The sequence below is a fragment of the Octadecabacter antarcticus 307 genome, assembly GCF_000155675.2.
In the GTDB taxonomy this organism is placed as follows: Bacteria; Pseudomonadota; Alphaproteobacteria; order Rhodobacterales; family Rhodobacteraceae; genus Octadecabacter; species Octadecabacter antarcticus.
In genome coordinates, this window is sequence record NC_020911.1 from 4,131,912 (window position 1) to 4,157,196 (window position 25,285).

Sequence of the window (25,285 nt, forward strand, 5' to 3'; positions counted from 1 at the left end):
GAAACCTAGGTTTCAACTGAGGTCAGCGAACCGCGATTTCAAGAGTGCCTCGTAATACTCGTCTTTAGCGGTACTATCATAAACTACGCCGCCACCAACATTCAGTTGGATCGAGCGATCCGCACGATACATCAGAGTACGGATCGCCACATTAAATTCCATTCGGCCATCCGGTGCGATCCAACCGATTGACCCGCAATAGATCTCGCGGGACTGGGTCTCAATTTCTCGTATTATCTCCATCGCGCGCACCTTCGGCGCTCCGGTGATAGACCCGCAGGGAAACAACGCCATGAAAAGCTCTCTCAGCGTTGTATTTGGCAGGACCTGGGACGTGATGCACGACGTCATCTGGTGTAATGTCGCAAAGCGTTCAACGACAAAAAGCTCTGGCACTTTGACGCTGCCAATTTCCGATACGCGCGACATGTCATTGCGCAATAAATCAACAATCATCAGGTTTTCGGCGCGGTTCTTTTCGGACGTTTGCAGCGCGTCCCGAACAGTGTCGTCTTGCGCGGGCGTCGCGCCACGCGGCGCGGTGCCTTTCATCGGGCGGGTCGTCAATTTGCCCTTGGACGTCAACGAAAAGAACAATTCAGGCGAACGTGACAGCAATGCCGTTTCGCCAAAATTCACCAAGGCACCGTGGGGCACCGCCTGTCTGTCGCGCAATTTGGCATAAAGAGTATCCGGCGATGCCGCAGAACGTGTCACAATCGGGAACGTCAAATTCACCTGATAGGTATCGCCCGCCCCGATATAGTCGTGGACCCTTGCAAACGCCTGCGCGTATCGATCAAGTGTCCATTTCGGCTGCAACGGGTCAAGTTCAGCAGGCGCAACTATGGGCCCTGGCTTAGATGGCTGCAGCGCATCAAACACACCGAAGTGGATCAGCGGCAGGGCGCGATCTTCGGGAAGCAGATGTTCCAGCTTGCGCGACGTCAGATAACCAAATTCATAGGACACATAGCCCGCCAGCCATTTGCCGTCCGACTGTGCGCGCTGCATGGCATCAAACGCGGCCTCAACTTGGTCCGGCGTGTCGGCACGGATCATCGCTAACGGCGCGGCAAATGTGTCCCCGCCCCCGGATGGTCCACGATCAAAGGTTACATTTGCACTGTGCACATCCATCAGAAATCCGCAGCAATCCGCATCTCGCGCAAAGGTCGCACGACTGCAATGGCATCTTGGTAAATCTGGTGGGCTTTGTAGGCTTGCAGCGCCGCGTCATCAGCGAATTCAGCGTAGACGACAACGTCAATTTCACCTGACAATGCATCGACCCGATTATTTTGAACCACTTCGAACACGGACGCATGCGGGATATTCTTAAGCATCGACAACCCATCCACAATCCGCGCCACATCGTCTTGGTCTTTTGCGCTGAAAAGGACAACATGGCGAATAAATGTTCTGTCTGACATGGCGAAACCCGTTTTCGATTGACGTCGATGTTTGTAGAACATGTGTCGCAGATGGATTGCGGATACAAGTGTGGACGCGGCGTTTGCCAGCGCCCATTTGACGCGATGACAGCCTCGGCACGATGGCACTTCAGATATTCCCATCCCAGAACAGGCGAGGCTATTATTTGATGCGAACAACGCGCCATTCACTTGGCGTCGCGGCCTATCCATTTTGACAGGGGCGCAGCCGAGATACCGTGCAGAATGATCGACAAAAAGACCGTCATTGACACACATGCCAGCAGTTCTTCTTCACCGGGGAAATCAAACTCGTCTAAAATGATAAGCGTAAACAGAATTGACGCAAGCCCGCGTGGTCCAAACCATCCCAAGAATAGTTTTTCGCGCGAAGTCAAACCAGTGCCGAGCAGCGACACCCATATCGGCAGCATGCGCACAACAGTCAGGAATATAATGGCCAACAAAAGAACATTCCATGTCATGTGTTCCAACCCGTCTGGCAACAACAATGCACCAAAGACCAGAAACGCAAACATCGTAAGAAGTTGCCCGATGCCTTCCATGAATTCACCGATAAAATGGATTTTATGTTTGTAGCTATTGCCGAATACCATGCCAGCGACAAAGGCCGCGATGAACCCGTTTCCGCCAACGAACTCAGCCCCGATGTAGGCGGAAAACGCGACGGCCAGAAACGCGACCCCACCGGCTGCTTCTGCCATCAAATTTTGGTCTTGGGCCGAGTCCATCGCCTTGGCAAAGGTCCAGCCAAACAAAATGCCAACCAACGGCCCGACGATAATTTGCACGAGTGCCGATGTTGCCAGCCCATCTGTATTTGCGCCCTCCATTCCTGCAGACGCAAGGATTGCGCCGAACAGAACGAACGGCAGCACCAGCCCGTCATTTAGTCCACTTTCGACATTGATAGTCTGACGCAACCGTTCTGGAACATCCGCGCTGGTGACAACAGTCTGCCCGAGGGCCGCATCCGTCGGGGTCAGCAATGCGGCTGTCAAAAGCGCCATAGCAAGCCCACTTTCGGGGTTAAAACCATAGGCCACGATCATCCCAAGCACAATTGTCAGCGGCATCCCGATCACCAGCATGCGCAGTGGAATCTGGAAATTTTGACGCAACGCCTTGAACCGCACGCGGCTTGCATCGGAAAACAAAACAAGCACCAGCGTAATCTCAGCGAGCAGGCGTTTGCCATCATTCATCACCTCTGGTTCGGCCAGTGTTTCGATTGGGCGCGCGCAAAGATAACCGACAACCATGAAGATGATCGGCAAAGTCAAAATGGTCTTGGCAATCGCGTTGGTCAGCAATGAGTAAATGAAAATACATCCAAGAACGGCGAGCAAAATAAACTCCGGAGACCAATGTAGATGTTCCAAGTTAGTCCTCCATAACGGGTGTGACACCTTGGGCGAGCCTACGGCGGGTCCAAGGGGCATATTAACGACGGCGCGCGCGTCTGCGACTTAAATATCGCGGCCAGAACCGGCTAACCCCTCAGTCTCAGATCAGTCCTCGTGTTGGTCCCCGCGCGGCCGTTTACGTGATCGCCACGCCAAATACAAAAGCGGCAGACCCGTCACACCACCCAGCGCCAACGACCCCCAAAGCAAGCTCATCCCATCGCTGGTCGCTAAGACACCACCAATATGCGTTAGAAACAGGCTCGCGGGGATGATCCCTGCGAACGTCGCTATGGCGAAGCGCCAGAATTTCAGCGCGCTCAATCCAGCGGCATAACTCATCAGATCGAACGATATGAATGGCATCAAACGACTGGCAAAGACGGCAAACATCAGCGCATTCTGTGATCCCAGAAGCCCGCGGTCCAGACCTGACCCAAACCATCGGCGTGCAACGTCACGCCCCAAAGCCCGCGCAAGAAGGAATGCAATGATCGCACCAAGCTCTGCGCCGATGATAATATAGACAGCACCCGCAAATTGGCCGAACACCGCACCCGCAGCCATGGCAATAGGTGCGCTTGGAATAGGTGTCATCACAACCGCCAACACCATCAGGGCGATGACCGCCAATGGACCAAAGACACCAAAATTGGCGACCATTTGTTTGATGGCGTCAGGATTTGCCAGATCACCTAAACCAAATGACCCCTGCCAGCCCAGATAGGCGACACCTGCCAATCCAACGACGACCACTGCGGCTATGGCACGTTTCTTGTTCATCGGACGAGGCACACCTTTCAAACTCTTCGCGGTTCGGAGACGCTAAATTGACACCAATGGGTCAATGGGGGGGCAATGTAGAACTGTCAAAGGCTTAGCCACTGATATTAAGTGCAGTAGTGCTGATGACACTCTCAACCGAAAACCTATAGAATACACTGGCACCCTACCGCGACAGAGCGCGGTTTCACAGGACGGTGTGGTAAACACTTCAGTATGACTAAGTTCTGGCAGATCGCGCCATCGCAACGATGTGATATGACTGCAGCGTTACCGAATGAGCCCGCTAAGCGCAGTCATGCGGATTGTGCGTCTGATGTCCCCCTCGATGAGAGGTTGTGTCCAAGCCAGATAGATCACGCCATTGCTATGTGCGATCTGTGGAAAGTTAATTGATCCGGGCACCGTATTAATCGTGATGATCTGGCGGGCAACACATCCATCATCAGGCGTTGCGCGACACATCATCAAGGCCTCGCCCTCATCGCGCCATTCGACCCACGTTATCAACGCCTCTGCGTTTGGCAGCATCACCGTTGCCACGCGCCCGACACCGTCGCCCCCGTCCACGCGAAACGCAGTTCCAAAAGACTGCCCGCCATTTTGTGAGAAGGCTATTTTCACAGCGGGAACATTTTCTGCTGCCGTGAACCACGCGACGACTGCGTTGTCACCGTGCGCGTCGATCGACGGCCCATTGATCGGGCAGCCTGAAATTTCCCAGCCATCCGCGTGAACTGAAACCGGGTCGGACCAAACGTCCCCACGTCTGCGCACAATATAAATGTCGCGGATGTCATCAGCAGATAGATCGCGGTAGACTACCAAAACATCACCGTTGCCAGCCACCGCCGCGCTTGTCTGACAGCACTGGCATGTCCGTATATCCAAGGCAACATCGCGCCCAAGACTGCCGTCGCGCCCGATTGTGGTGCTGCGCAACTGCATCGCATTGCCAAAACTGTCGTCATCGATCTGGCTGTCGTAGTCGCGTGCATCCAGCCAGACAGCTGTGATTGCATCAGGGCCGGTTGCCAGAAGCGTTACAAACCCATGCTGGCGGGCTGATCTGTCCGTGTGCGGCGTAATGGCATCGCCCCAAGTCTGCCCACCGTCACCCGACAACGCCAGATTGATGTCGTAGGCATAAGACAGGTCCGCGTTCTCTTTTAGCCAGCTGACGGCCAGCATGCCGTCGTCAAATGCGGCAATTGCCGGAAAGTCCGCCCAGTTCACGAACAGGTCGTTTGATGACACAGCCGATACTGGCACAGTCCAGCTTTCATCCTCCCATACGGCTGTTTTGACCGCAAAATTTTCGCCCTCTGGTTCAGTCCAGACCATGGCAATCGCGCCATTGGGCAACGCGGTTAGCGCAGGTTCGCGGGCATTGCGTCCGACAGGTGTTGCTATCTCGTCAAGATGCTCAAACACCTGCGCAATAGCAGCGAATGGCATCATGGCGGCGATTAAGACCAAGGCACGGATCATGGGACTTCACTCGTTTCATTTTGGCATAAATAACGTCTTGTTGCAGTTTTTACGAAGTTACCACGCTGGAAGCGTCAAGCGTTGCAAAATCACAGGAATGTGACGCATTAAGGTGCTTAACCTCCCCCCGCTGGAATACCAGACATCACGCGGGAGTTAAGGTCAACAAGGCTGCCAGATTGATTTTATCGATCAACCTATGTGCATGAAATGAATCAGCATTCTTCTTGTTCTGTGCGTCGAGGCGTCTGGGTCAGACGCACGGCAATCGCTGTGGCTAAAACCTGATCAAGTCCAGCGCACCCATAATTTTGGCCGCAGTTTTTTTGCTTTCGCCGCCAACCGTCTTGGCATCAAAATCTTGGCATCAAGATCAATGTCTATCGTCGCATCCTTGTACAAGGCGGTGATGGCGCTCCTACTTTTGCCAGCACTGAAGAAGTTTCCAGTGCAGGAAGGTCAGGTAGAGGATACATTTTCAAGGCACACTTGACCTTCCAGTTAGTGGAACCTCCATCTAAAGTGTCAGAAGCAAAAGAATCGGAGTTTGAAAATGACCACATCGCATCGCCTTAGCCTGTCAGGAATGACCTGCGCATCCTGCGTCGGGCGCGCTGAGAAGGTCATCAGTAAAATTGATGGTGTGACCGATGTTTCGGTTAACCTTGCAACTGAAACTGCGACGTTTTCATCGGACACCATTACGCTGCCAGAGGTCGCTGAACGCTTGTCGGCCGCCGGGTATCCAGCCCGCCAGACCACCACGCGATTACAGGTCAATGGCATGACCTGCGCGTCCTGCGTCGGTCGGGTTGAACGCATGTTAAAGTCTCAGACCGGCGTGCTCGACGCCTCTGTGAACCTCGCCACCCAAACCGCCAGCGTCATGTTTCTGGACGGGGCGATAAAACCAGAAGACCTCGCGCGGGCGGTGACGGCAGCGGGATATGAAACCATCGTTCCACAGGCCAATGACGCGCACAACGACCGCAAAGAACAAGAAGAACAGGCGCTCTATCGCGCAACGCTCATGGCAGGCCTGCTGACGTTTCCCGTGTTCCTGATTGAGATGGGCAGCCATTTCATCCCCGGCATGCACATGTGGGTCGAACGCACAATCGGAACCCAAAACAGCTGGATGTTTCAGTTTATCGTGATCTCAATCGTGATGGCCGGACCGGGCTGGCGGTTCTACAAAAAGGGCCTGCCTGCCCTGCTGCGTGGTGCCCCTGATATGAATTCGCTTGTGGCATTGGGCACCCTCGCGGCATGGACCTTTTCGACCCTTGCGCTGTTTGCGCCGTCAATTTTCCCCGCAGGCACCGCTGCTGTCTATTTTGAGGCCGCGGGCGTCATCGTCACGCTCATCCTACTGGGTCGCCTGCTCGAAGCGCGGGCCAAGGGGCGGACGGGGGCCGCGATCCAACGTTTGGTTGACCTACAACCTGCGACTGCCTTGGTGGAACGCGGTGGCGAAATCATCGAACTGGCGCTGTCAGAAGTCGTAAACGGGGACATCGTGCATCTGCGCCCCGGCGCGCGGGTTGCGACCGATGGAACCGTCGTTGGTGGCCAGACATTCATCGACGAAAGCATGATTTCCGGCGAACCTGTTCCCGTTTCCAAGGAAGCCGGCGATGTTGTCGTGGGCGGCACGATCAATGGCACCGGCGCGCTGACCTTTCGCGCCACAGCTGTTGGCGCAGACACCGTGCTGTCCCAGATCATCGTGATGGTCGAAAACGCGCAGGGCGCAAAATTGCCCATTCAGTCGATGGTTGATCGGATCACCGGCGTGTTCGTCCCCATCGTCATGGGATTATCCGCGGCGACGGTTTTGACATGGTTAATCTTCGGACCCGATCCCGCCTTAGGGTTGGCACTGGTCGCGGGCGTTTCCGTGTTGATCATCGCCTGCCCCTGCGCAATGGGTCTGGCGACCCCCACATCCATCATGGTCGGAACGGGCCGCGCGGCGGAAATGGGCGTGCTGTTTCGCAAAGGCGACGCATTGCAAAGCCTTCAAGAAAGCAAGGTTATCGCCCTTGATAAAACAGGTACGCTGACCGCTGGCGCGCCAGAACTGACCACGTTGGACACAGTATCAGGCTGGACTCGCGAAACCGCCCTCCCCCTAATTGCAGCACTTGAGGCACAGTCAGAACACCCCATCGCCAGCGCAATTGTGCGCGCAGCGGCGGGTTATGACCTTCCAGACGTGACGGGGTTTACGTCGATCACCGGACTGGGCGTGCGCGGAATTGCGAACGGCAAGACGGTGCTGGTCGGGGCTGATCGGTTCATGACGCAAGAAGGCGTTGATCTTGGTGAATATGCGCAATCGGCAGATGCGCTTGCCCAAACCGGCGCGACGCCGCTGTTTGCCGCAATCAACGGACAGATCGCGGCCGTGATTGGCGTGTCCGACCCGATCAAACCCACCACCGCAGATGCGATTTCTGCTCTGCACTCAATGGGCCTCAAGGTGGCGATGATAACGGGCGACAACACCGTGACCGCACATGCAATTGCGCGCGAACTGGGGATCGAACACGTCGTGGCAGAAGTCATGCCTGACGGCAAAGTTGCCGCAGTGCAAAGCCTTCGGGACCGCTATGGAAAAGTGGCCTTCGTCGGGGACGGGATCAACGATGCGCCCGCGCTGGCTGCCGCCGACACCGGCATCGCGATTGGCACCGGAACGGATGTTGCGATTGAAGCCGCCGATGTTGTTTTGATGTCGGGTGATCTGGTCGGGGCGGTCAACGCGCTAAAGATTAGTCAGGCCAGCATGCGCAACATCCGTCAGAACCTGTTCTGGGCATTTGCCTATAACGCGGCCCTTTTACCTGTCGCGGCGGGTGTATTTTACCCGATCACAGGTACATTGCTGTCTCCCATGTTGGCGGCTGGGGCCATGGCGCTCAGTTCGGTTTTCGTGGTGTCAAACGCCCTGCGTCTGCGCCGCGTGACGCCTGCCCTGACTGACACGAACGTTTTGTCGCAGACATCAATACTTTCGCCAATCGGAGCCACATCATGAACATCGGTGAAATCGCGACCCGCTCTGGTCTGCCCGCAAAAACCATCCGCTACTATGAGGACATCAATCTCATCAAACCGTTGCGCGACACCAATGGCTACCGCGCGTTTCGCCAACAAGACCTCCATAAACTCACGTTTCTAGGCCGGGCGCGCGCCCTTGGGTTTAGCATCGAAGACTGCCGCAACCTGCTTGCACTTTATGAGGATCAGAATCGATCCAGCGCAGACGTGAAATCAATTGCCCGCGACCATCTTGCCAAGATCGAACAAAAGATTGCGGACCTAATCGAAATGCAACAAACCCTGAACCATCTCATCGGGGCATGCGCGGGTGATAACCGGCCCGATTGCCCGATATTGAATTCCTTGGATGTTCAATCGCTGTGACGGATTGCGCGCGTGACCCTATTTCTTTTCAAGAAAATGGTGCGCCTCAAGAATGGTTTTCGTTAGCCCATCAAAAAAGCCAGGCAGAGTTACATCTATAAGGTTTGCAGGGGCATCAGCCTCATCCGCAACAGCTTCACCAACGGGTTTCACAGCAACAAGTGGGCTCGGGGCATTTAGCAATTCGCGATAACTCGCGCCTGTGCCATGCTTGAGCACATTGACCGCCAGATAATATTGGTGGACCCTATCGGCGAGGTCCGTTTTTCCAGCTTGCAACAGCAGGGATTTTAATTTGCGCGAAAATGGGCCGCGCTTGAAATGGTGCTGCATCCGCGCCTCAAAGACAGAAAAGATATCGACCGCCGCCAATTCAAGCGCAACAGTCGCAATGGACAGGTCTTCAACTTGGGCGTCGGACCCGTTCTGTCCGCCCATCAGGACCTGAGCTTCCGCAATCCGACCCTCTTGCATCTTTGCATTGGCCTGCGCCGCTGCAACCAGTTCAGGCACGCTCTGTGTCGCTTCCATCATCCATTCTCCTTAAGGTTCCATCCCCCTTAAGCTACGGGGCTAGGAATGATAGTGGCGCGGGCGCTTATCTCAGCTCGCGGCGTCAAGTTTTACGGTCAGCGCAATCCGCCAACTTTTGACGCCAAGTCTGCAATCGCTTCAACGCCGACCTTATGGCGCAATGAGCTGAATACAAACGGGCGCGCCTGACGCATCAATTTGGCATCCCGTTCCATGACACTTAAGTCGGCACCCACATGTGGCGCGAGGTCGGTTTTATTGATCACAAGGATATCGGACTTGGTGATTGCGGGGCCGCCCTTACGCGGAATTTCTTCGCCTGCGGCCACGTCGATCACGTAAATGGTGATGTCCGCCAGTTCAGGGCTGAAAGTCGCTGAAAGGTTATCACCACCGCTCTCAATCAAGATGATTTCTATGTCCGGATGCCGACCTTTCATTTCCGCAATCGCCGCCAGATTGATCGACGCGTCTTCGCGGATCGCTGTATGCGGACAGCCGCCAGTTTCAACGCCAATTATCCGATCAGACGGCAGAACCTGCATCCGAACCAACGCGTCGGCATCTTCTTGAGTGTAGATGTCGTTGGTAATGACGCCAACAGAATAGATGTCACGCCACAGCGTACAAAGCGCGGCCGTTAACGTTGTTTTGCCCGCACCAACAGGTCCGCCAATACCGATCCGAAGCGGCCCATTCTGGCCAGTCATGTTTGGGGTGCTCATGTTCTGAAGACCTTTGAATATTGGATTTCGTGTTTCATCGATGCGATGTCTGGCAAAAATGCCATCGCTGACAGATCATCCAAATCTCCTTGGGCGGTCTGGTCAGCAATCCGGCAACACAAGGGCGCCAGACTTTGGATCAGCGTATGACCGTCGCGTTGTCCCAATGGGACCAGCCGCATCCCGACACTGATAAGCGAACTGGCAAAGCTTTGGAGATACATTTGACTGGTAAGGGCAAGGGGCAATTCGCTGAGTTGCGCCGCCCAACCAACAGCGACCGGATACGTCATAGGCGCAAGGTCGTGCCCCCAAATCGCCGATGTGATATCCGCAAACGCCGCACCTTGCAGATCAGTTTCCTTGAGCCGTTCCTTGGACGGTGCAAACGCACGGCAGATACTGTCCACATTCATCGGATCAGCACTGCGATAGGCGGCAGCCAAAAACAGCGCATCGTTGCGGCCTGACCCGAATTCCAAAGTGTCACCAACCCATGCGGCAAGGGTCGCCAAGTCGTGCACATTTCCCGTTTCAATCGCCCATTCCAACCCGTGCGAATACGCAAACGACCCGATCGGATAGGCGGGCGAAAACCATTGCGCCAATGTCAAAATCGCCAATTCAGTGGGCATGGCTATGGGTCCGCCCATGGCCATATGCACCGCCTTCGGGAATGAAAGGCTCAACCACCTTCGTCACCGACGCGCCAATTTTCAGCATCAATGCTTCGATGACATGGTCGGGCTGGATCAACAAACGGCTTGATTCAATCTGACAAGGGGTGTGGCGATTTCCGATGTGCCACGCGATCCGCACCAAATCATCACCCCTAATTTCGATCAGCGGTTCTTGTGCGGCAAGCACTTCAATCAGTGTGCCATCCGACAGGATAAAGGCGTCGCCATGGTTCAGGGATTCCGTATGTTCAAGGTCCACTAAAAACGCCAACCCCGCATCCGTCGACAGCATTCTACGGCGCAAAAAACGGCCATGATAGGTTAGCGTGCAACGGCCCACCGGTTCAAAAGCGTGTGCGTGACGTTTAATTGTCTGGCTTATCAAATCTGACATCGTAACCCTTCAGAACATAAAATACCGTTGCGCCATCGGTAAAACTTCGGCTGGTTCGCAGGTCAGCAATTCACCGTCCGCGCGCACTTCATAGGTTTCTGGATGAACCTCAACCTCGGGCGTGGCCGTGTTCAACAACAAGTCCTTTTTGCCAATATTGCGGGTGTTTTCCACGGCCAGTGTCTGTTTGCCCAAGCCCAAAGTGTCGCGCACATTGGCGTCTTGCGCGGCCCCAGACACAAAACAAACCGACGTTTCCAGAAGCGCGCGCCCATAGGTGCCAAACATCGGGCGTGAATACACCGGCTGCGGCGTCGGGATCGACGCATTGGGATCACCCATCTGGGCCGCAACGATCATCCCGTTCATCAACACCATTTCAGGTTTCACACCAAAAAACGCGGGGTTCCACAAAACCAGATCGGCCCGTTTACCCTCAGCAATTGATCCGATGTGTTTTGACACGCCGTGGGCGATGGCAGGATTGATTGTGTATTTGGCAATGTAACGCCGGACGCGGAAATTGTCGTTCTCACCCGTCTCATCGGGCAGTCGTCCGCGTTGCTTTTTCATCTTGTCGGCGGTTTGCCATGTGCGGATCAGAACCTCGCCAACGCGGCCCATTGCCTGACTGTCGGACGCAATGATCGAAAACGCGCCCATGTCGTGCAGGATATCTTCTGCGGCAATGGTTTCACGCCGGATACGGCTTTCGGCAAAGGCCACGTCTTCAGGGATCGATTTGTCGAGGTGGTGACAGACCATCAACATATCGAGGTGTTCTTCCAGCGTGTTCACAGTGAACGGGCGCGTCGGGTTTGTAGACGATGGCAGGACATTTTCCATGCCACAAATTTTGATGATGTCAGGCGCATGCCCGCCGCCCGCACCCTCAGTGTGGAACGCATGGATCGTACGGCCCTTGATCGCTGCAACAGTGTTTTCTACAAAACCGGATTCGTTCAGCGTGTCCGTGTGAATCATCACCTGAACATCCATGTCGTCGGCAACTGACAGGCAGCAATCAATCGCCCCCGGCGTGGTGCCCCAGTCTTCGTGCAGTTTCAGCGCACACGCACCCGCGTTGACCATTTCAACCAAAGCGGCTGGCTGGCTGGCGTTGCCTTTGCCGGCCAGACCGATGTTCATTGCGATACCGTCAAACGATTGCAGCATCCGGCCAATGTGCCACGGCCCCGGTGTGCAGGTGGTGGCAAGCGTGCCATGTGCTGGCCCCGTGCCGCCACCAAAACAGGTGGTGACACCGGAATGCAGCGACTCCTCCATTTGCTGCGGACAGATAAAGTGGATGTGTGAATCAAACCCACCCGCCGTCAGGATGCGCCCCTCGCCTGCAATGGCCTCGGTTCCCGGACCGACGATAATGTCGACGTTTGGCTGGGTGTCAGGGTTTCCCGCCTTGCCGATCTTGTGGATACGCCCGTCTTTCAATCCAACATCGGCTTTGTAAATTCCCGAATGATCAACAATCAGCGCATTGGTAATGACCGTATCAACAGCGCCCTGCGCACGGGTGGTCTGGGCCTGCCCCATGCCATCACGAATGACTTTACCGCCACCAAATTTGACCTCCTCACCGTAGGTCGTCAGGTCGCGTTCGACCTCAATGATCAGATCGGTATCCGCCAACCGCAACCGATCACCCGTTGTCGGGCCAAACATTGCAGCATAATCTGCGCGTGCAATTTTCGTCGCCATTCAAAGATCCCCCATAACTTGCTGGTTAAACCCAAATATCCGCCGCGCCCCACCAATCGCGATCAACTGGACCTCACGTCGCTGACCGGGTTCAAATCGAACGGCGGTGCCTGCGGCAATATCAAGCCGCATGCCCCGGCCCGCCGCGCGATCAAAATCCAATGCGCTGTTGGCCTCACCAAAATGATAGTGGCTGCCAACCTGCACAGGCCGATCGCCTGTATTGGCAACCATCAGCGTGATCGCCTCGCGGCCTTCGTTCAATGTGATTGTGCCGCTCGCAGGCATCAATTCTCCAGGGATCATAGCAAACCTCTAACGAATGGGATTGTGGACGGTGACCAGCTTGGTTCCATCGGGGAACGTCGCCTCGACCTGAATGTCGTGGATCATCTCAGAGATGCCTTCCATGCACTGCTCACGGGTGATGACGTGCGCACCTGCCTCCATCATATCAGCGACCGAACGCCCGTCTCGTGCACCTTCCACGACCGCGTCGGTGATCAATGCAATCGCTTCGGGATGGTTCAGCTTAACCCCACGGGCAAGCCGTTTTCGGGCCACTTCGGCGGCCATTGAGATCAGCAATTTGTCTTTTTCGCGCGGGGAAAGTTGCATTCAGAGCATCCAAGATCGAGGGAGAGATGAGGTGTTAAGGCAATTTAGAATTGGCACCAGTGATTTTCGCAGCTCGAAACTATCGTGCGCTAACACGCGGATATACAAAAGCTGATCGCGGATCAGGCTTGCGCCGGATGTTTCTGGTAGAAGCGCGCGAATTTGGCTGAGATAGGTTTCCGCGTCGGGAGACGCATAGATAACCGATGCCATGGCACCTGCCCCACCCGCAACATTCGGGCGCGCCAAATGCGTGGCGGCGTCACCCGCCAACACCAATGAATCGAGGAACAAAGGATCGCCATCGCGGGTGATTTCGATCCGGTCTTTGAAATGACAGTCGGTCAAGCTTTCCCCCATCGCCGCGCGTCCAAACACCAGCGGTTCGACCAACAGCAACGTTGACTGTACGTCCATCGCAACCCGAAGTGAGCGTTCAAAAGCGCACGTGTTGAAGAGGATCGTTTCTTGCGGCAACCAGTCCAAACGGGCGTTGCCGCGCAGCTCAAGACGGTTGCTGACATGCGCAATCTCACCACGTTGCGCGCGGTAGGCGCGTTCGGCCGCTTGCGTCGTAACTGTCAGCCGTGTTTGGGGTTCGCCGCAAATATCCGTTTCAAAAGCATCCCCACCAGTCACGCCGCCCGCGGTATTCACCAGCACGGTTTCAAGCCCATTTGTACGAGGTCGTGGAAATATCGCTTTGGACGATCCTGATTGCCGCAGGTTTCGGATGCCAGTCCCAAAGTCAGTGGCTTTAACCGACAGTTTTATAGCGCCCCGCGCCCGTGGTTGCGCGCTGGCCATATCCCAGGTCGGTGTGCGCACCAGAGTATTGATTACGGCGTCCTTACAAAGCTGTGCAGTTGCTTGACGCTAAAATACGGTTGAACCCGAAAGCCAGTGCGCACCGTCCGAATGCGCCGCAGAAAACCCCTCCTGCACAATAAATGGGCGGCAAAGGCAAATATTAAGCGCCTTGCGAAGCTTAGGTTTCATTGGCCACGTCGCGCCAATGCCACTAGAAACAAATCATCAACGCGCAAAAGAAAGGACGGTTTCTATGACAAGATATCTGGCCATTATCCGGCTCGTTTTTGCAATGGCGCTGATCTCGGCCTCGACCATCGCACACGCCGACGTCTGGTACACGACACCGGCACACCAAGGCTATTGCGGCGAAGAATGCTACACCCAGCCCGCCGCTTGGATTGATACGCAGGATGGCGAATACACCTTCGGGGTAAGCTGCGGTTACGCGATGATCTTGGCGGGTCCGGCAATGATGCAGCCCCAGCCACCGTTCTCTGCGACTGAAATGGTGATTGATGGCCAATCCCTCGGCAATTTCGCGGTCTACAACGGGTTGAACGACACATACGTCAGTGCAACCAACCCCGCAGCACAATCGCCATCGCAAATTCAGGACGCGATAAGGTTCGGCAGCGCGCTGCGTTTGCGCATCACGAACAGCCAACCCTTGGACTTTACGCTTTCAGGGTCTCGCGCAGCGATTAAAACGATGTCCGGACTTTGCCGGAATTAACTTTGTCGTTTAACGCCAAATTCCATCAGCAGGCAGATCTTGGCGGGGAAGCGTTCAAATATTGTCCGTCCTGTCCGCCACCCTTCTTTTCTCACTCAAAAACCAGCGTTCAAAACCCGCCGAAACTTCGGACCGGTATCATTAGTATTGACCGATTTTGAATCCTAGCAGACTGTAAAGACACAGAAGTCACCGTGGCCAAGGATTGCCCAAAACCAACAGACCCAAACAGGGCATTCATTTTTATCTGGGAGGAAAGACATGAACCTTAGACCTGATCCAACATTTCACGCATCGCCTAAATTGGCGATGGAAGCCCCAATAGAGAATTACGCATTCACCGTGATGCTCAGCCCTGACGGGTCGCAATCTGATGGTATTGCCGTCATTGATTTGAAACCGGGGTCCGACACATACGGCGAAATTGTGCACCAAGTGATCGCACCCAACAAAGGCGATGAATTTCACCACTTCGGCTGGAACGCCTGTTCGTCTTCGTTGTCTCCGCTATCGGGCCACGCATTCCTTGAACGCCGATATTTGATTGTGCCCGGCATCCGGTCCTCGCGCATCTATATCATCGACGTGAAGGAACCGCTGAAGGCGCACATCCACAAGACCATTGAACCCGAAGAACTGTTCGCCAAGACTGGCTATTCGCGCCCGCATACGATCCATTGCGGACCCGAAGGTATCTATGTGTCCTGTCTAGGTGGCAGCGGCAAAGATGGCACCGACGGCCCCCCCGGTATCTTCATTATGGATTGCGAAACGTTTGAGATCATCGGCCAGTACGAAATGGACCGTGGGAAGCAAGACAAACACTACGATTTCTGGTGGAACCTGCCGCAAGATTACATGGTCAGTTCCGAATGGGGTCTGCCACCACAGTTTGAAAACGGCGTCGTGCCCGAAGACCTGATGTCCAACAAATACGGCCACTCCATCCATTTCTGGGATCTACGCGCGCGCAAGAATATTCAGACGATGGACTTCGGTGAAAACTACCAGATGGCGTTGGAAATTCGCCCCGCCCACGATCCCACCAAGTCCTATGGCTTCTGCGGTGTCGTCGTCGACACGACCAACCTGCAAGGCGCGATCTTTACGTGGTGGCGCGACGATGATGGCGTGTGGCAATCCAAGAAAACCATCACGATCGATCCTCGCCCCGAAGATGCGGACAATCTGCCGCCCCTGTTAAAAGGCTTCGGCGCAGTTCCACCTCTGGTTACGGATATCGACCTCAGCCTTGATGACAAATACCTTTATGTCGCGTGCTGGGGATTGGGCGAAATGCACCAGTATGACGTCAGTGATCCGATGAACCCCGTTTTGGCGGGCAAAGTCGAACTTGGCGGCATCGCAAAGGGGCACAAACATCCCAACGGCAAAGGTTTCGCCTACGGGCCGCAGATGGTCGAAATTAGCCGCGATGGAAAACGCGTCTATTGGACCAATTCGCTTTATTCTACGTGGGATGACCAGTTCTATCCCGACGACGAAGGCGGGCAGATGGTCATGGCGGACGTCGGTGAAAACGGCGGGCTGACGTTGAACAAAGACTTCTACGTCGACTTCCCCAAAGGCCTGCGTTCGCATCAAATCCGGCTTGAAGGCGGGGATTGTTCGACTGATAGCTTCTGCTACCCGTCAGTCTGAATGAAAGCAGTCTAAATGATCTCTGATTTAACATCAATGACGGCCCTTTGGGGGGCCGTCATTTTTTCGGGGATTTACCACGGAATAAACCCCGGTATGGGCTGGCCGCTTGCGGTGTCCGCCGCATTGATGGAACGCAAACACAAGGCCATGCCGAGCGCACTGGCCATGCTCGCCCTCGGGCATTTTCTAGCCATGATCGGGATTTTACTGCCGTTTTCGCTGATGGTGGTGTTGATCGAATGGGATCTGGAATTCCGCGTCGCTGCAGGGATTTTGGTGATCGCCATGGGCGTCTATCTTTTAATCAACCGCCGCCATCCGAAAATTCTGGCACGGATACATCCGGCGCGGCTGGTGCTGTGGTCGTTTTTGGCGGCAATGGCACACGGGGCAGGCCTGATGTTGGTGCCAATTTATCTCGGGCTGTGTGCCGTCGGCGCAGACGACGCGGGTCACCTCGCGGCACAAAGCTTGATGGGCAACACCGTCGCAATGGCCTTTGCAGTGGCCGCTGTGCATACCGTCGCCATGACCGCCGCGGGCGGGATTATTGCCGTGGCGATTTATATATGGCTGGGCCTGAAATTCCTGTCGCGCACGTGGTTCAATCTTGATCTTGTCTGGGCGCTAAGCCTCATCTTGGTTGGCACATTTGGCATCTATTCCGCGTATAGCGGCCATTGATCGCCCATCGAACACCCCGCGTCGTGGGGTGTTCGATGTTTTGCTACTCCGCCGCTTCGGCGTAGGTGTCCATCGGCGGACAGGTACAGGTCAGGTTGCGATCCCCCCAAACGTTGTCCACACGGTTCACGGATGGCCAGTATTTGTCGACACGAAATGCCCCCGCAGGGAAACACCCGACCTCACGACTATAGGGTCTGTCCCAGTCTTTCACGAGGTCTTCCATCGTGTGCGGCGCGTTCATCAGCGGATTATTCTGCGGGTGCGCCGTGCCATTTTCAATCTCGGCAATCTCCGCCCGTATACCCAACATGGCGTCACAAAACCGATCAAGCTCGGCTTTGTTTTCGGACTCGGTTGGTTCGATCATCAGGGTGCCCGCGATAGGGAAACTCATCGTTGGGGCGTGAAAACCGCAATCAATCAGGCGTTTGGCAATGTCATCAACGCTAACATTGGCGCTCTCGGCAAACGGGCGCGTGTCGATGATACATTCATGGGCAACACGCCCTGTTGGCCCCTTATAAAGCACATCAAACGCCCCCTCGAGCCGCTTGGCAATGTAGTTGGCATTCAAAATCGCAACACGGGTCGCTTGGGTCAGGCCGTCGCCCCCCATCATCAAACAATAGGCCCATGAAATCGGCAGCAGTGACGGTGATCCGAATGCAGCAGCCGACACCGCCCCGTCTCCAGTTGTTGGATCGCCGGGCAGATGGGCAATCAGATGCTCTTTTACGCCAATTGGCCCCATGCCCGGGCCACCGCCGCCGTGCGGAATACAGAACGTCTTGTGCAGGTTCAAATGGCTGACGTCGCCGCCAAGATCGCCGGGGCGCGACAGACCGACCATCGCGTTCATATTCGCGCCGTCAATATAGACCTGCCCACCGTGGTCATGGGTGATCTGACACACATCGATCACAGTTTCTTCAAACACCCCGTGGGTCGATGGATAAGTGATCATACACGCCGCAAGATTATCGGCGTGCTGTTGCGCTTTGGCACGAAAATCATCCAGATCAATGTCGCCATTTGCGGCCGATTGAACTGGGACAACCTTCCAGCCAACCATTTGGGCAGACGCCGGATTGGTGCCATGCGCCGACATCGGAATCAGGCAGATGTTGCGATGGCTTTGACCGTTTGCACGGTGATATCCTGCGATGCTCAATAGACCTGCATATTCCCCCTGTGCGCCCGAATTGGGCTGCATGGAAATCGCGTCATAGCCTGTGACATCACACAGCTTTGCTGACAGATCATCGATCATTTCCATATACCCCGCCGCTTGATCGCGCGGTACGTAGGGGTGTAGCAGCGCAAATTCGTCCCACGACACGGGCATCATTTCCGCCGCAGAGTTCAGTTTCATCGTGCACGACCCCAGCGGGATCATCGCGCGGTCCAGCGCAAGATCACGATCGGCCAGACGACGCATATAACGCATCATTTCCGTTTCTGCGCGGTTCATGTGAAACACAGGATGCGTGAGGTAGTCAGACCTGCGGATCAGTTTTTCAGGCACATGATAGTGCGGCGTGTAATCCTTGTCCGCGCGCTCAATCCCGAAGGCCCGCCAGACGGCTTCAATTGTGTCCGAACGGGTCCGTTCGTCCAGTGTGATGCCGATCTTCGTATCCCCAACAGCGCGCAGATTGATGCCTTCGTCTACCGCCGATTTCATCACCGCAGCTTGCAGCGGGCCAACGTCGACAGTGATGGTGTCAAAGAACGTCACAGGGCGGATGTCGAACCCTGCCATCTTCAACCCTTCGGCCAGACGGGCGGTTTTGCGGTGAATGCGTTGGGCGATTGCACGCAGACCCTCGGGGCCATGAAACACGGCATAAAAGCCTGCCATAACCGCCAACAACGCCTGCGCTGTACAGACATTGCTGGTCGCTTTTTCGCGGCGGATATGTTGCTCGCGGGTTTGCAACGACAGGCGGTATGCGCGGTTGCCATGGCTGTCAATCGACACGCCAACAATCCGTCCGGGCATGGAACGCGCATAGGATTGTTTCGTCGCCATATAGGCCGCATGCGGGCCGCCGTAACCCACTGGCACACCAAATCGCTGTGTGCTGCCAACCGCAATATCGGCCCCCATTGCACCGGGTTCTTTCAGCAATGTCAGCGACAGCGGGTCAGCGGCAATAATTCCGATGGCTTTCGTGGCGTGCAGTTTTTCCATCTCGGGCGTGAAATCGCGCAGATGACCATAGGTTCCCGGAAACTGGAAAATCGCGCCAAAAACGGTTGCAGCGTCCAGATCATCCGGCGCACCAATCGTAATTTCTATCCCCAAAGGTGCCGCGCGGGTTTTCATCACGGCAATGTTTTGCGGATGACAGTTTTCGTCGATGAAAAAGCCCTTAACTTTGGTTTTGGCGACCCGCTGCGCCATTGTCATCGCCTCTGCACAGGCGGTTGCCTCATCCAATAGCGACGCGTTCGCGATTTCCAATCCTGTCAGATCAGACACCATTGTTTGGAAATTCAAAAGCGCCTCAAGGCGGCCTTGCGAAATTTCCGGCTGATAAGGGGTGTAGGCGGTGTACCACGCGGGATTTTCGAAAATATTGCGTTGGATCGCGGGCGGCGTGACCGTCCCATGATATCCCTGCCCAATCAACGACGTCAGGACCTTATTCTTTGATGCCACAACCTTCATATGATGCAAAAGTTCGCGTTCAGACATCGGTTTCCCAAAATCGAGCGGCTTTGCCTGCCGGATTTTCTGCGGCAAAGTATCTTCCATAAGCGCGTCAAGATCTGCCGCCCCCACGACTTTTAGCATCTCGACCATTTCCGCAGGGGATGGCCCGATGTGGCGCCGGTTGGCAAAGTCGTAAGGCAGATAATCGGTGGGGGTAAAGGTCATGACGGGCTCCGCTCGTAAAGGTATCAGGGCGTTAAGAAATCATCTTGTTGTAGGCGGCTTCATCCATCAGGCCGTCCATCTGCGACGGGTCTGATGGTTTGATTTTAAAGAACCAGCCATCGCCAATCGCATCTTCATTTGCCAGCGCAGGATTGTCCGTCAGCGCAGTATTTACTTCGGTGATTTCGCCATCAATGGGCGCCATAATATCTGAGGCGGCTTTGACGCTTTCAATGACCACGATTTCTTCGTCTTTTACGACCGTGGTGCCAACTTCGGGCAATTCAACAAAGACAATATCGCCCAACTGCATCGTCGCGTGTTCCGTGATGCCGACAACAATGACGTCGTCTTCGGCGCGTAGCCATTCGTGTTCTTCAGTGAATTTCATATCGGTTCTCCGGTTATTTAGCGTGTGATTTAGCGTTTAAAATTTGCAGGCGTAAACGGAAGCTTCGTAACGGTCAGCGGCAGGCGTTTACCTCTAAGCTCGCCGTAAATGACGGTGCCTTCAACGGCTTGCGCGGTCCCAACATACCCCATGGCCATCGGGCCACCGATTGTCGGACCAAAACCGCCCGATGTGATCTCCCCAATCGGGACCTCGTCTTCGGTGTTGGCAAACAGCACAACGCCCTCGCGCATCGGCGCGCGCCCCTCTGGTTTTAGACCAACGCGCTTTGTGGGCGCACCGTTGGTAAATTCGGCCAACACAACATCTGCCCCCGGAAACCCGCCCGCCCGCGCACCACCTGTGCGCCGCGCTTTCTGGATTGCCCAATTCAACGCAGCCTGTACCGGCGTCGTGTCGGTGCCGATGTCGTGACCATAAAGGCAAAGTCCAGCTTCCATTCGCAGGCTATCGCGTGCGCCAAGACCAATGGCTGCAACGTCGTCGTGTGACAGCAGGTGCCGTGCCAGATCAACAGCTTGCGCGGCTGGCACCGATATCTCATAGCCATCTTCACCGGTATAGCCTGACCGCGATATCCAGCATTCTGCATCACCCAGCATCAGCGTCGCGACATCCATAAACCGCATGTCTGCGGCTTTCGGGTTCAGCGCTGTCAGGACCGCTTCGGCTGCAGGGCCTTGCAGGGCAAGCAATGCGCGATCAGTGATCTCAGTCACGGTCACACCGTCCAGTTTGGCCTTCATATGCGCGATATCAGCGGGTTTGCACGCGGCGTTCACGACGACAAAAATATGATCCCCACGGTTCGCGACCATCAGATCATCCATGATCCCGCCCGCATCATTGGTAAAGAACCCGTACCGCTGGCGGTCTTGTTGCAGACCAAGGATATCAACAGGGACGAGTGTCTCAAGCGCCAAAGCCGCCACCGCATAATCGTCGCCCTTGATGATCACCTGCCCCATATGGCTCACATCAAAAAGTCCAGCTTTCTCGCGGGTGTGAATGTGTTCTTGCAGGACGCCCATGGGATATTGCACCGGCATGGCATAGCCCGCAAATGGCACCATCTTTGCCCCCAGTTCGACGTTCAAATCATGGAGCGGTGTGTGCAATAGCTCGGACATCGACAGCCTCTTTCATATTCGCCAGTCGGAAAATTGTTCATCCTGCGGCACCACGTCAGTACGACGGCCAAAGCCCTCGCATATGATGCCCCCTCTGTCCGTGCGCTTCTTTAAGCGCGCCTGAGATTGCTATCCCTTCGGCGGGCACAATATAACGTGCCACTCTCCAGAGTTTAGTATCAACATCGGTCCGTTGGCCTGAGAGTTTCCGAGGCGGTTGCTCCTTCGGCACCAGTTGTCTGGTTCTCCCGACGTTGATCTTAATGACATTGCCCTGTCGGTCACGGGGGGTCAAACACAATATATTAGTCTTGGTCATTATATTGATCTTGGCCATTGGATTATACTCAAACGGCATCGACATCCCCGCAATCCATGTCAGGGCTTGACGCCCGACACATCTGCACCTACCTCTCCGCGCTTCGTCTCATTTTTCAATAGGGTTCGCCATGATTGCGCACAGTCATTCTTTGGGCATCGACTTTGGCACGTCCAATACAGCTGCTGCCTTTTTGCACAACGCAAAGCCGCAGCTGATTGAAATCGCACTGGGGCAAACCAGCTTTCCAACGACCTTTTTCTTTGACTACGAAACCCGCGAAACCCTGATGGGTCACGCTGCCAACCAAGCGTTGCTCGACGGGGACGACGGGCGGTTCATGCGTGCGCTCAAACGCGTTCTTGGCACGACGCTGATGCACCAACCGCGCCAAATTTTGAACAAGCGCGTAACATTCGTCGACATCATTGCCCGCTTCTTGCGCCACGTCAAAACCCAGGCCGAGGCCGAGACGGGCCTGACGTTTGACCGTGTCGTTTCTGGCCGGCCAGTGGTTTTTCACGCCATGGGCGATCCGCGCGAGGCGCAGGCTGAAGCGGATTTGCACGCCTGCTACATCGCCGCCGGTTTCAAAGACGTCTCGTTCGTTGATGAACCCGAAGCCGCCGCAATCGCGAGCGGCGCGTTAGAGAACGCAGGCGAAATAGGCTTGATCGTCGACATTGGCGGCGGGACGTCGGATTTTTCGGTGTTTCGATCGAGAAATGCCGGTGTCGAAATCCTCGCCAATCACGGGGTACGGGTTGGCGGGACCGATTTTGATCGCGCCATCAGCATTGATCGTGTGATGCCCTTGCTCGGGAAAGGCGGCGCGCTGCGCAAGGTTATGGGGCCGGGCACAACGCCCGTGCCACGGGCGATCTTCAACGATCTGGCAACGTGGGAAAAAATTCCGTTTCTTTATACTGCGCAAACCCGCCGCTTGATTGATGGAATGCTGCGCCTTGCGATTGAACCCGAAAAACTAGGCCGCCTTGCTGCCGTGCTGGAACATGAACTCGGCCATGAGGTCGCGTTCGCCGTAGAGCAGGGCAAGATCGCCGCGAACGGCGGGGACGAAAATTCACTGATTGCTTTGGGCCAGATTGAAAAAGGCTTGTCCGCAGCCCTATCGACTGACGCGCTTTCCAGTGTGCTTGCACCCTACGCCAAAACCTTGCTGGTGACGGCGCAAGAGACGCTGGATCTCGCGGGGGTGGATGCGGCGCGGATCGACAGGGTGATCTACGTCGGGGGCTCAAGCCTGATGAACATGGTGACGCAGACAATGGGAATGCGTTTTCCAGATGCGCAGCACACCTTCACCGAAGTGTTTTCAGCCGTTGCAGACGGGCTCGCCCTCGCCTCTGCGCGAAAATAGCGATCGGTCTAAAAAGACAGCAAGCCCGTCACGCCAATTCGATAACAGACCGCTCCCGTCGGCTTTTGGCCCAATTCAGGCCCAGCACAACAATTAAGACGGCAGCGCCGACACTTTCGATCAGCAGATCAGGCCAGAACACCGCGACCACACCCGGCACAATCACCAGCCTTTGCACCATGTTGATCGGCGCGAACAGGAACCCTTCTAGGCAGGCGGCAAATGCGGTTAGCGCAACAATTGCTAAAAACCCGTTCCAGACCACCAACGGTATCGGTCCCCCAAGGATGATGCTTTCATTGAACACCATGAACAGCGGGATCAGATACAAACCCTTCGCAAACTTCCACGACTGGATACTGGTTTCCAACGGTTTCGAACCCGCAATCGCCGCCCCCGCAAAGGCCGCTAAGGCCACAGGTGGCGTCACATTGCTGTCTTGCGAATACCAGAACACCACCAGATGCGCGATCAACAGCGGAATGCCGAATTCAGATGTCAGCGCCGGGCCCACAAGAATGATCAGCACGATATAGGCGGCAGTCACCGGCAGACCCATGCCAAGGATCAGACTTGCCAACAGCACAAGGATCAGCGCCAACACGATGTTACCACCCGAAAACGCGATCATCATCGATGAGAATTTCAGGCCAAGTCCGGTCAACCCGACAACGCCGACGATAATTCCCGCCACAGCACAGGCCATCGACACCGCGACCGCATTGCGCGCGCCCAGTTCCATCGCTTGCGCGCTCAATGTCAGCCCGCGTTTGCAAAGTGCAACAAGACCATCCAGCGTCGGTCGGTCGGATGCGTAGCGCCATAATGCGCGGGCCGATGCCGCCGCGATCACCGATAGAATGGCGTAGAACCCGACGCGCATCGGCGAATATCCGGCGACCAGCAACCACACGAGCGCCACCAGCGGCAACAGAAAATGCCAGCCATCGGCCATCACGCTGCGCACCAAAGGCAATTGATCACGCGACAATCCAGTCATGCCCTGTTTAACAGCCGCAATATGGACCAGCAGATAAACCGCACCAAAATACAGGAACGCCGGAAAGATCGACACGATCACGATGTCAACGTATGGCACTTGCGTAAATTCGGAAATCAGGAACGCCCCGGCACCCATCAGCGGCGGCATGATCTGCCCGCCGGTTGACGCCGCGGCCTCAATCCCGCCCGCCTGCGCGGGTGTGTAGCCAAGCCGTTTCATCAACGGAATCGTAAACGCCCCCGTCGTCACAACATTGGCAATCGCCGACCCGCTGATGGATCCCATGCCCGCCGATGCGATCACAGCTGCCTTAGCCGGACCGCCACGCTGGCGACCCGTTGACGCATAGGCCAGATCAATGAAAAACTTGCCCGCACCGGTGACTTCTAGGAACGCGCCGAACAGCACGAAAACGAAAATGAACGTGGCCGCAACGCCAAGTGGAAGGCCAAAAATACCTTCGGCCCCAAGGGTCAACTGGCTCGCCAATCGATCTAACGAATAACCCCGATGGTTAAGAATACCTGGCATCCAATCGGCAAGAAACGGCAACTCTCCACGACCGCCCGCAAAAGCATAGACAATGAACGTCGCCCCGATGATCGTCATGCCCAAACCAACAGCGCGCCGCGCGCCCTCTAGGACAATAAATGTCGTGATGATCCCCACAAAGACATCAATCTGGCGCGGAAAGATCGCGTTGGCGATGATGTCGATGTTGATCGGCACCCAACCGCCAACCAGCACCGCGCAGATGATAAGCCCGCCGTCGATGGCCCACCCAAGGGCACCGCGTGGGCGGTTCTGGCCAAAGACCGGATAGATCAAAAAGCACAGCACCAAGATAAATCCCAAATGGATCGGGCGCTGGAAAAACAGGCCAAGAGGCTGCACGCCCGCAGCGTAAAGCTGAAACAGGGACAGCGCGATGCCAACGACAGCAATCACCCGCAGCAGGATGTGCGGCGTCGCGATGGTCGGTTGCGGCATCGGCGGACGTTCGGCAAGTTCGGTGGTCATAT

23 protein-coding genes and 1 riboswitch are annotated in these 25,285 nt (G+C 55.6%); of the genes, 6 read left to right on the forward strand and 17 right to left on the reverse strand.

The features are described 5' to 3' along the window. Window positions 1-12 precede the first annotated feature (12 nt). The 5 genes from OAN307_RS21140 to OAN307_RS21160 all read right to left on the reverse strand — a co-directional run bounded on the left by OAN307_RS21140 (window position 13) and on the right by OAN307_RS21160 (window position 5,134). Window positions 13-1,140 (reverse strand): aminodeoxychorismate synthase component I, encoded by a 1,128-nt coding sequence (locus tag OAN307_RS21140; protein WP_015501533.1) that lies wholly within the window; start codon window positions 1,138-1,140, stop codon window positions 13-15. Next, window positions 1,140-1,433 carry a Dabb family protein gene (locus OAN307_RS21145; RefSeq protein WP_044045056.1) on the reverse strand — a complete coding sequence of 98 codons (294 nt, stop codon included), beginning with the start codon at window positions 1,431-1,433 and terminating at the stop codon, window positions 1,140-1,142. Before OAN307_RS21145 ends, OAN307_RS21140 begins: the two co-directional genes overlap by 1 nt. A 188-nt stretch (window positions 1,434-1,621) precedes the next feature. Next, window positions 1,622-2,836, reverse strand: a complete 1,215-nt coding sequence (locus OAN307_RS21150; RefSeq protein ID WP_015501535.1) for a cation:proton antiporter — start codon at window positions 2,834-2,836, stop codon at window positions 1,622-1,624. A 129-nt stretch (window positions 2,837-2,965) separates the two neighbouring features. Beyond that, window positions 2,966-3,643 (reverse strand): TVP38/TMEM64 family protein, encoded by a 678-nt coding sequence (locus tag OAN307_RS21155; RefSeq protein ID WP_015501536.1) that lies wholly within the window; start codon window positions 3,641-3,643, stop codon window positions 2,966-2,968. A 270-nt stretch (window positions 3,644-3,913) separates the two neighbouring features. After that, the gene (locus OAN307_RS21160) at window positions 3,914-5,134 is read right to left on the reverse strand and encodes a hypothetical protein (RefSeq protein ID WP_015501537.1); all 1,221 of its coding nucleotides are present in this window, start codon (window positions 5,132-5,134) and stop codon (window positions 3,914-3,916) included. 553 nt (window positions 5,135-5,687) lie between these two features. Here OAN307_RS21160 and OAN307_RS21165 point away from each other — a divergent pair. After that, on the forward strand, window positions 5,688-8,177 hold the full coding sequence (locus tag OAN307_RS21165; protein ID WP_015501538.1) for a heavy metal translocating P-type ATPase: 2,490 nt from the start codon (window positions 5,688-5,690) through the stop codon (window positions 8,175-8,177). After that, window positions 8,174-8,566 (forward strand): Cu(I)-responsive transcriptional regulator, encoded by a 393-nt coding sequence (gene cueR / locus OAN307_RS21170; RefSeq protein WP_015501539.1) that lies wholly within the window; start codon window positions 8,174-8,176, stop codon window positions 8,564-8,566. Before OAN307_RS21165 ends, cueR begins: the two co-directional genes overlap by 4 nt. An 18-nt stretch (window positions 8,567-8,584) precedes the next feature. On the opposite strand, the gene OAN307_RS21175 is transcribed toward cueR, so the two are convergent. The 8 genes from OAN307_RS21175 to OAN307_RS21210 all read right to left on the reverse strand — a co-directional run bounded on the left by OAN307_RS21175 (window position 8,585) and on the right by OAN307_RS21210 (window position 14,064). After that, on the reverse strand, window positions 8,585-9,100 hold the full coding sequence (locus tag OAN307_RS21175) for a hypothetical protein (protein WP_245540911.1): 516 nt from the start codon (window positions 9,098-9,100) through the stop codon (window positions 8,585-8,587). A gap of 95 nt (window positions 9,101-9,195) precedes the next feature. Then, window positions 9,196-9,810: an urease accessory protein UreG gene (gene ureG / locus OAN307_RS21180; RefSeq protein ID WP_044045059.1), complete on the reverse strand. Its 615-nt coding sequence runs from the start codon at window positions 9,808-9,810 to the stop codon at window positions 9,196-9,198. Between the two features lie 11 nt (window positions 9,811-9,821). Next, window positions 9,822-10,460 (reverse strand): urease accessory protein UreF, encoded by a 639-nt coding sequence (locus OAN307_RS21185; RefSeq protein ID WP_015501542.1) that lies wholly within the window; start codon window positions 10,458-10,460, stop codon window positions 9,822-9,824. Continuing rightward, complete coding sequence (locus tag OAN307_RS21190) at window positions 10,450-10,899, reverse strand: urease accessory protein UreE (RefSeq protein WP_015501543.1); 450 nt, start codon at window positions 10,897-10,899, stop codon at window positions 10,450-10,452. Before OAN307_RS21190 ends, OAN307_RS21185 begins: the two co-directional genes overlap by 11 nt. Window positions 10,900-10,908: 9 nt before the next feature. Further along, complete coding sequence (gene ureC / locus OAN307_RS21195; protein ID WP_015501544.1) at window positions 10,909-12,618, reverse strand: urease subunit alpha; 1,710 nt, start codon at window positions 12,616-12,618, stop codon at window positions 10,909-10,911. After that, on the reverse strand, window positions 12,619-12,924 hold the full coding sequence (locus OAN307_RS21200; protein ID WP_044044191.1) for an urease subunit beta: 306 nt from the start codon (window positions 12,922-12,924) through the stop codon (window positions 12,619-12,621). Between the two features lie 9 nt (window positions 12,925-12,933). Beyond that, entirely contained in the window at window positions 12,934-13,236 is a 303-nt protein-coding gene (locus OAN307_RS21205; protein ID WP_015501545.1) for an urease subunit gamma, read from the reverse strand. After that, window positions 13,237-14,064 (reverse strand): urease accessory protein UreD, encoded by an 828-nt coding sequence (locus OAN307_RS21210; RefSeq protein ID WP_245540912.1) that lies wholly within the window; start codon window positions 14,062-14,064, stop codon window positions 13,237-13,239. A 235-nt stretch (window positions 14,065-14,299) separates the two neighbouring features. On the opposite strand from OAN307_RS21210, the gene OAN307_RS21215 reads away from it, so the two are divergent. The 3 genes from OAN307_RS21215 to OAN307_RS21225 all read left to right on the forward strand — a co-directional run bounded on the left by OAN307_RS21215 (window position 14,300) and on the right by OAN307_RS21225 (window position 17,131). After that, on the forward strand, window positions 14,300-14,782 hold the full coding sequence (locus tag OAN307_RS21215) for a hypothetical protein (protein WP_015501547.1): 483 nt from the start codon (window positions 14,300-14,302) through the stop codon (window positions 14,780-14,782). A gap of 261 nt (window positions 14,783-15,043) precedes the next feature. Next, entirely contained in the window at window positions 15,044-16,444 is a 1,401-nt protein-coding gene (locus tag OAN307_RS21220; protein WP_015501548.1) for a selenium-binding protein SBP56-related protein, read from the forward strand. A gap of 15 nt (window positions 16,445-16,459) precedes the next feature. Next, complete coding sequence (locus OAN307_RS21225) at window positions 16,460-17,131, forward strand: hypothetical protein (RefSeq protein WP_015501549.1); 672 nt, start codon at window positions 16,460-16,462, stop codon at window positions 17,129-17,131. Window positions 17,132-17,174: 43 nt separating this feature from the next. Here OAN307_RS21225 and gcvP read toward each other — a convergent pair whose 3' ends face one another. From gcvP to gcvT, 3 genes are read right to left on the reverse strand one after another with little or no spacing between them, the layout of a single operon-like run. Beyond that, the gene (gcvP, locus tag OAN307_RS21230; RefSeq protein WP_015501550.1) at window positions 17,175-20,018 is read right to left on the reverse strand and encodes an aminomethyl-transferring glycine dehydrogenase; all 2,844 of its coding nucleotides are present in this window, start codon (window positions 20,016-20,018) and stop codon (window positions 17,175-17,177) included. A gap of 31 nt (window positions 20,019-20,049) precedes the next feature. Next, complete coding sequence (gene gcvH, locus OAN307_RS21235; RefSeq protein WP_015501551.1) at window positions 20,050-20,409, reverse strand: glycine cleavage system protein GcvH; 360 nt, start codon at window positions 20,407-20,409, stop codon at window positions 20,050-20,052. Between the two features lie 29 nt (window positions 20,410-20,438). Continuing rightward, window positions 20,439-21,560, reverse strand: a complete 1,122-nt coding sequence (gene gcvT, locus OAN307_RS21240) for a glycine cleavage system aminomethyltransferase GcvT (RefSeq protein ID WP_015501552.1) — start codon at window positions 21,558-21,560, stop codon at window positions 20,439-20,441. 176 nt (window positions 21,561-21,736) lie between these two features. Continuing rightward, window positions 21,737-21,821, reverse strand: a riboswitch (glycine riboswitch). Window positions 21,822-22,009: 188 nt separating this feature from the next. Here gcvT and OAN307_RS21250 point away from each other — a divergent pair. After that, the gene (locus OAN307_RS21250) at window positions 22,010-23,260 is read left to right on the forward strand and encodes an Hsp70 family protein (protein ID WP_015501553.1); all 1,251 of its coding nucleotides are present in this window, start codon (window positions 22,010-22,012) and stop codon (window positions 23,258-23,260) included. Between the two features lie 28 nt (window positions 23,261-23,288). Here OAN307_RS21250 and OAN307_RS21255 read toward each other — a convergent pair whose 3' ends face one another. After that, on the reverse strand, window positions 23,289-25,283 hold the full coding sequence (locus OAN307_RS21255; RefSeq protein WP_015501554.1) for a TRAP transporter permease: 1,995 nt from the start codon (window positions 25,281-25,283) through the stop codon (window positions 23,289-23,291). Window positions 25,284-25,285: the final 2 nt, after the last annotated feature.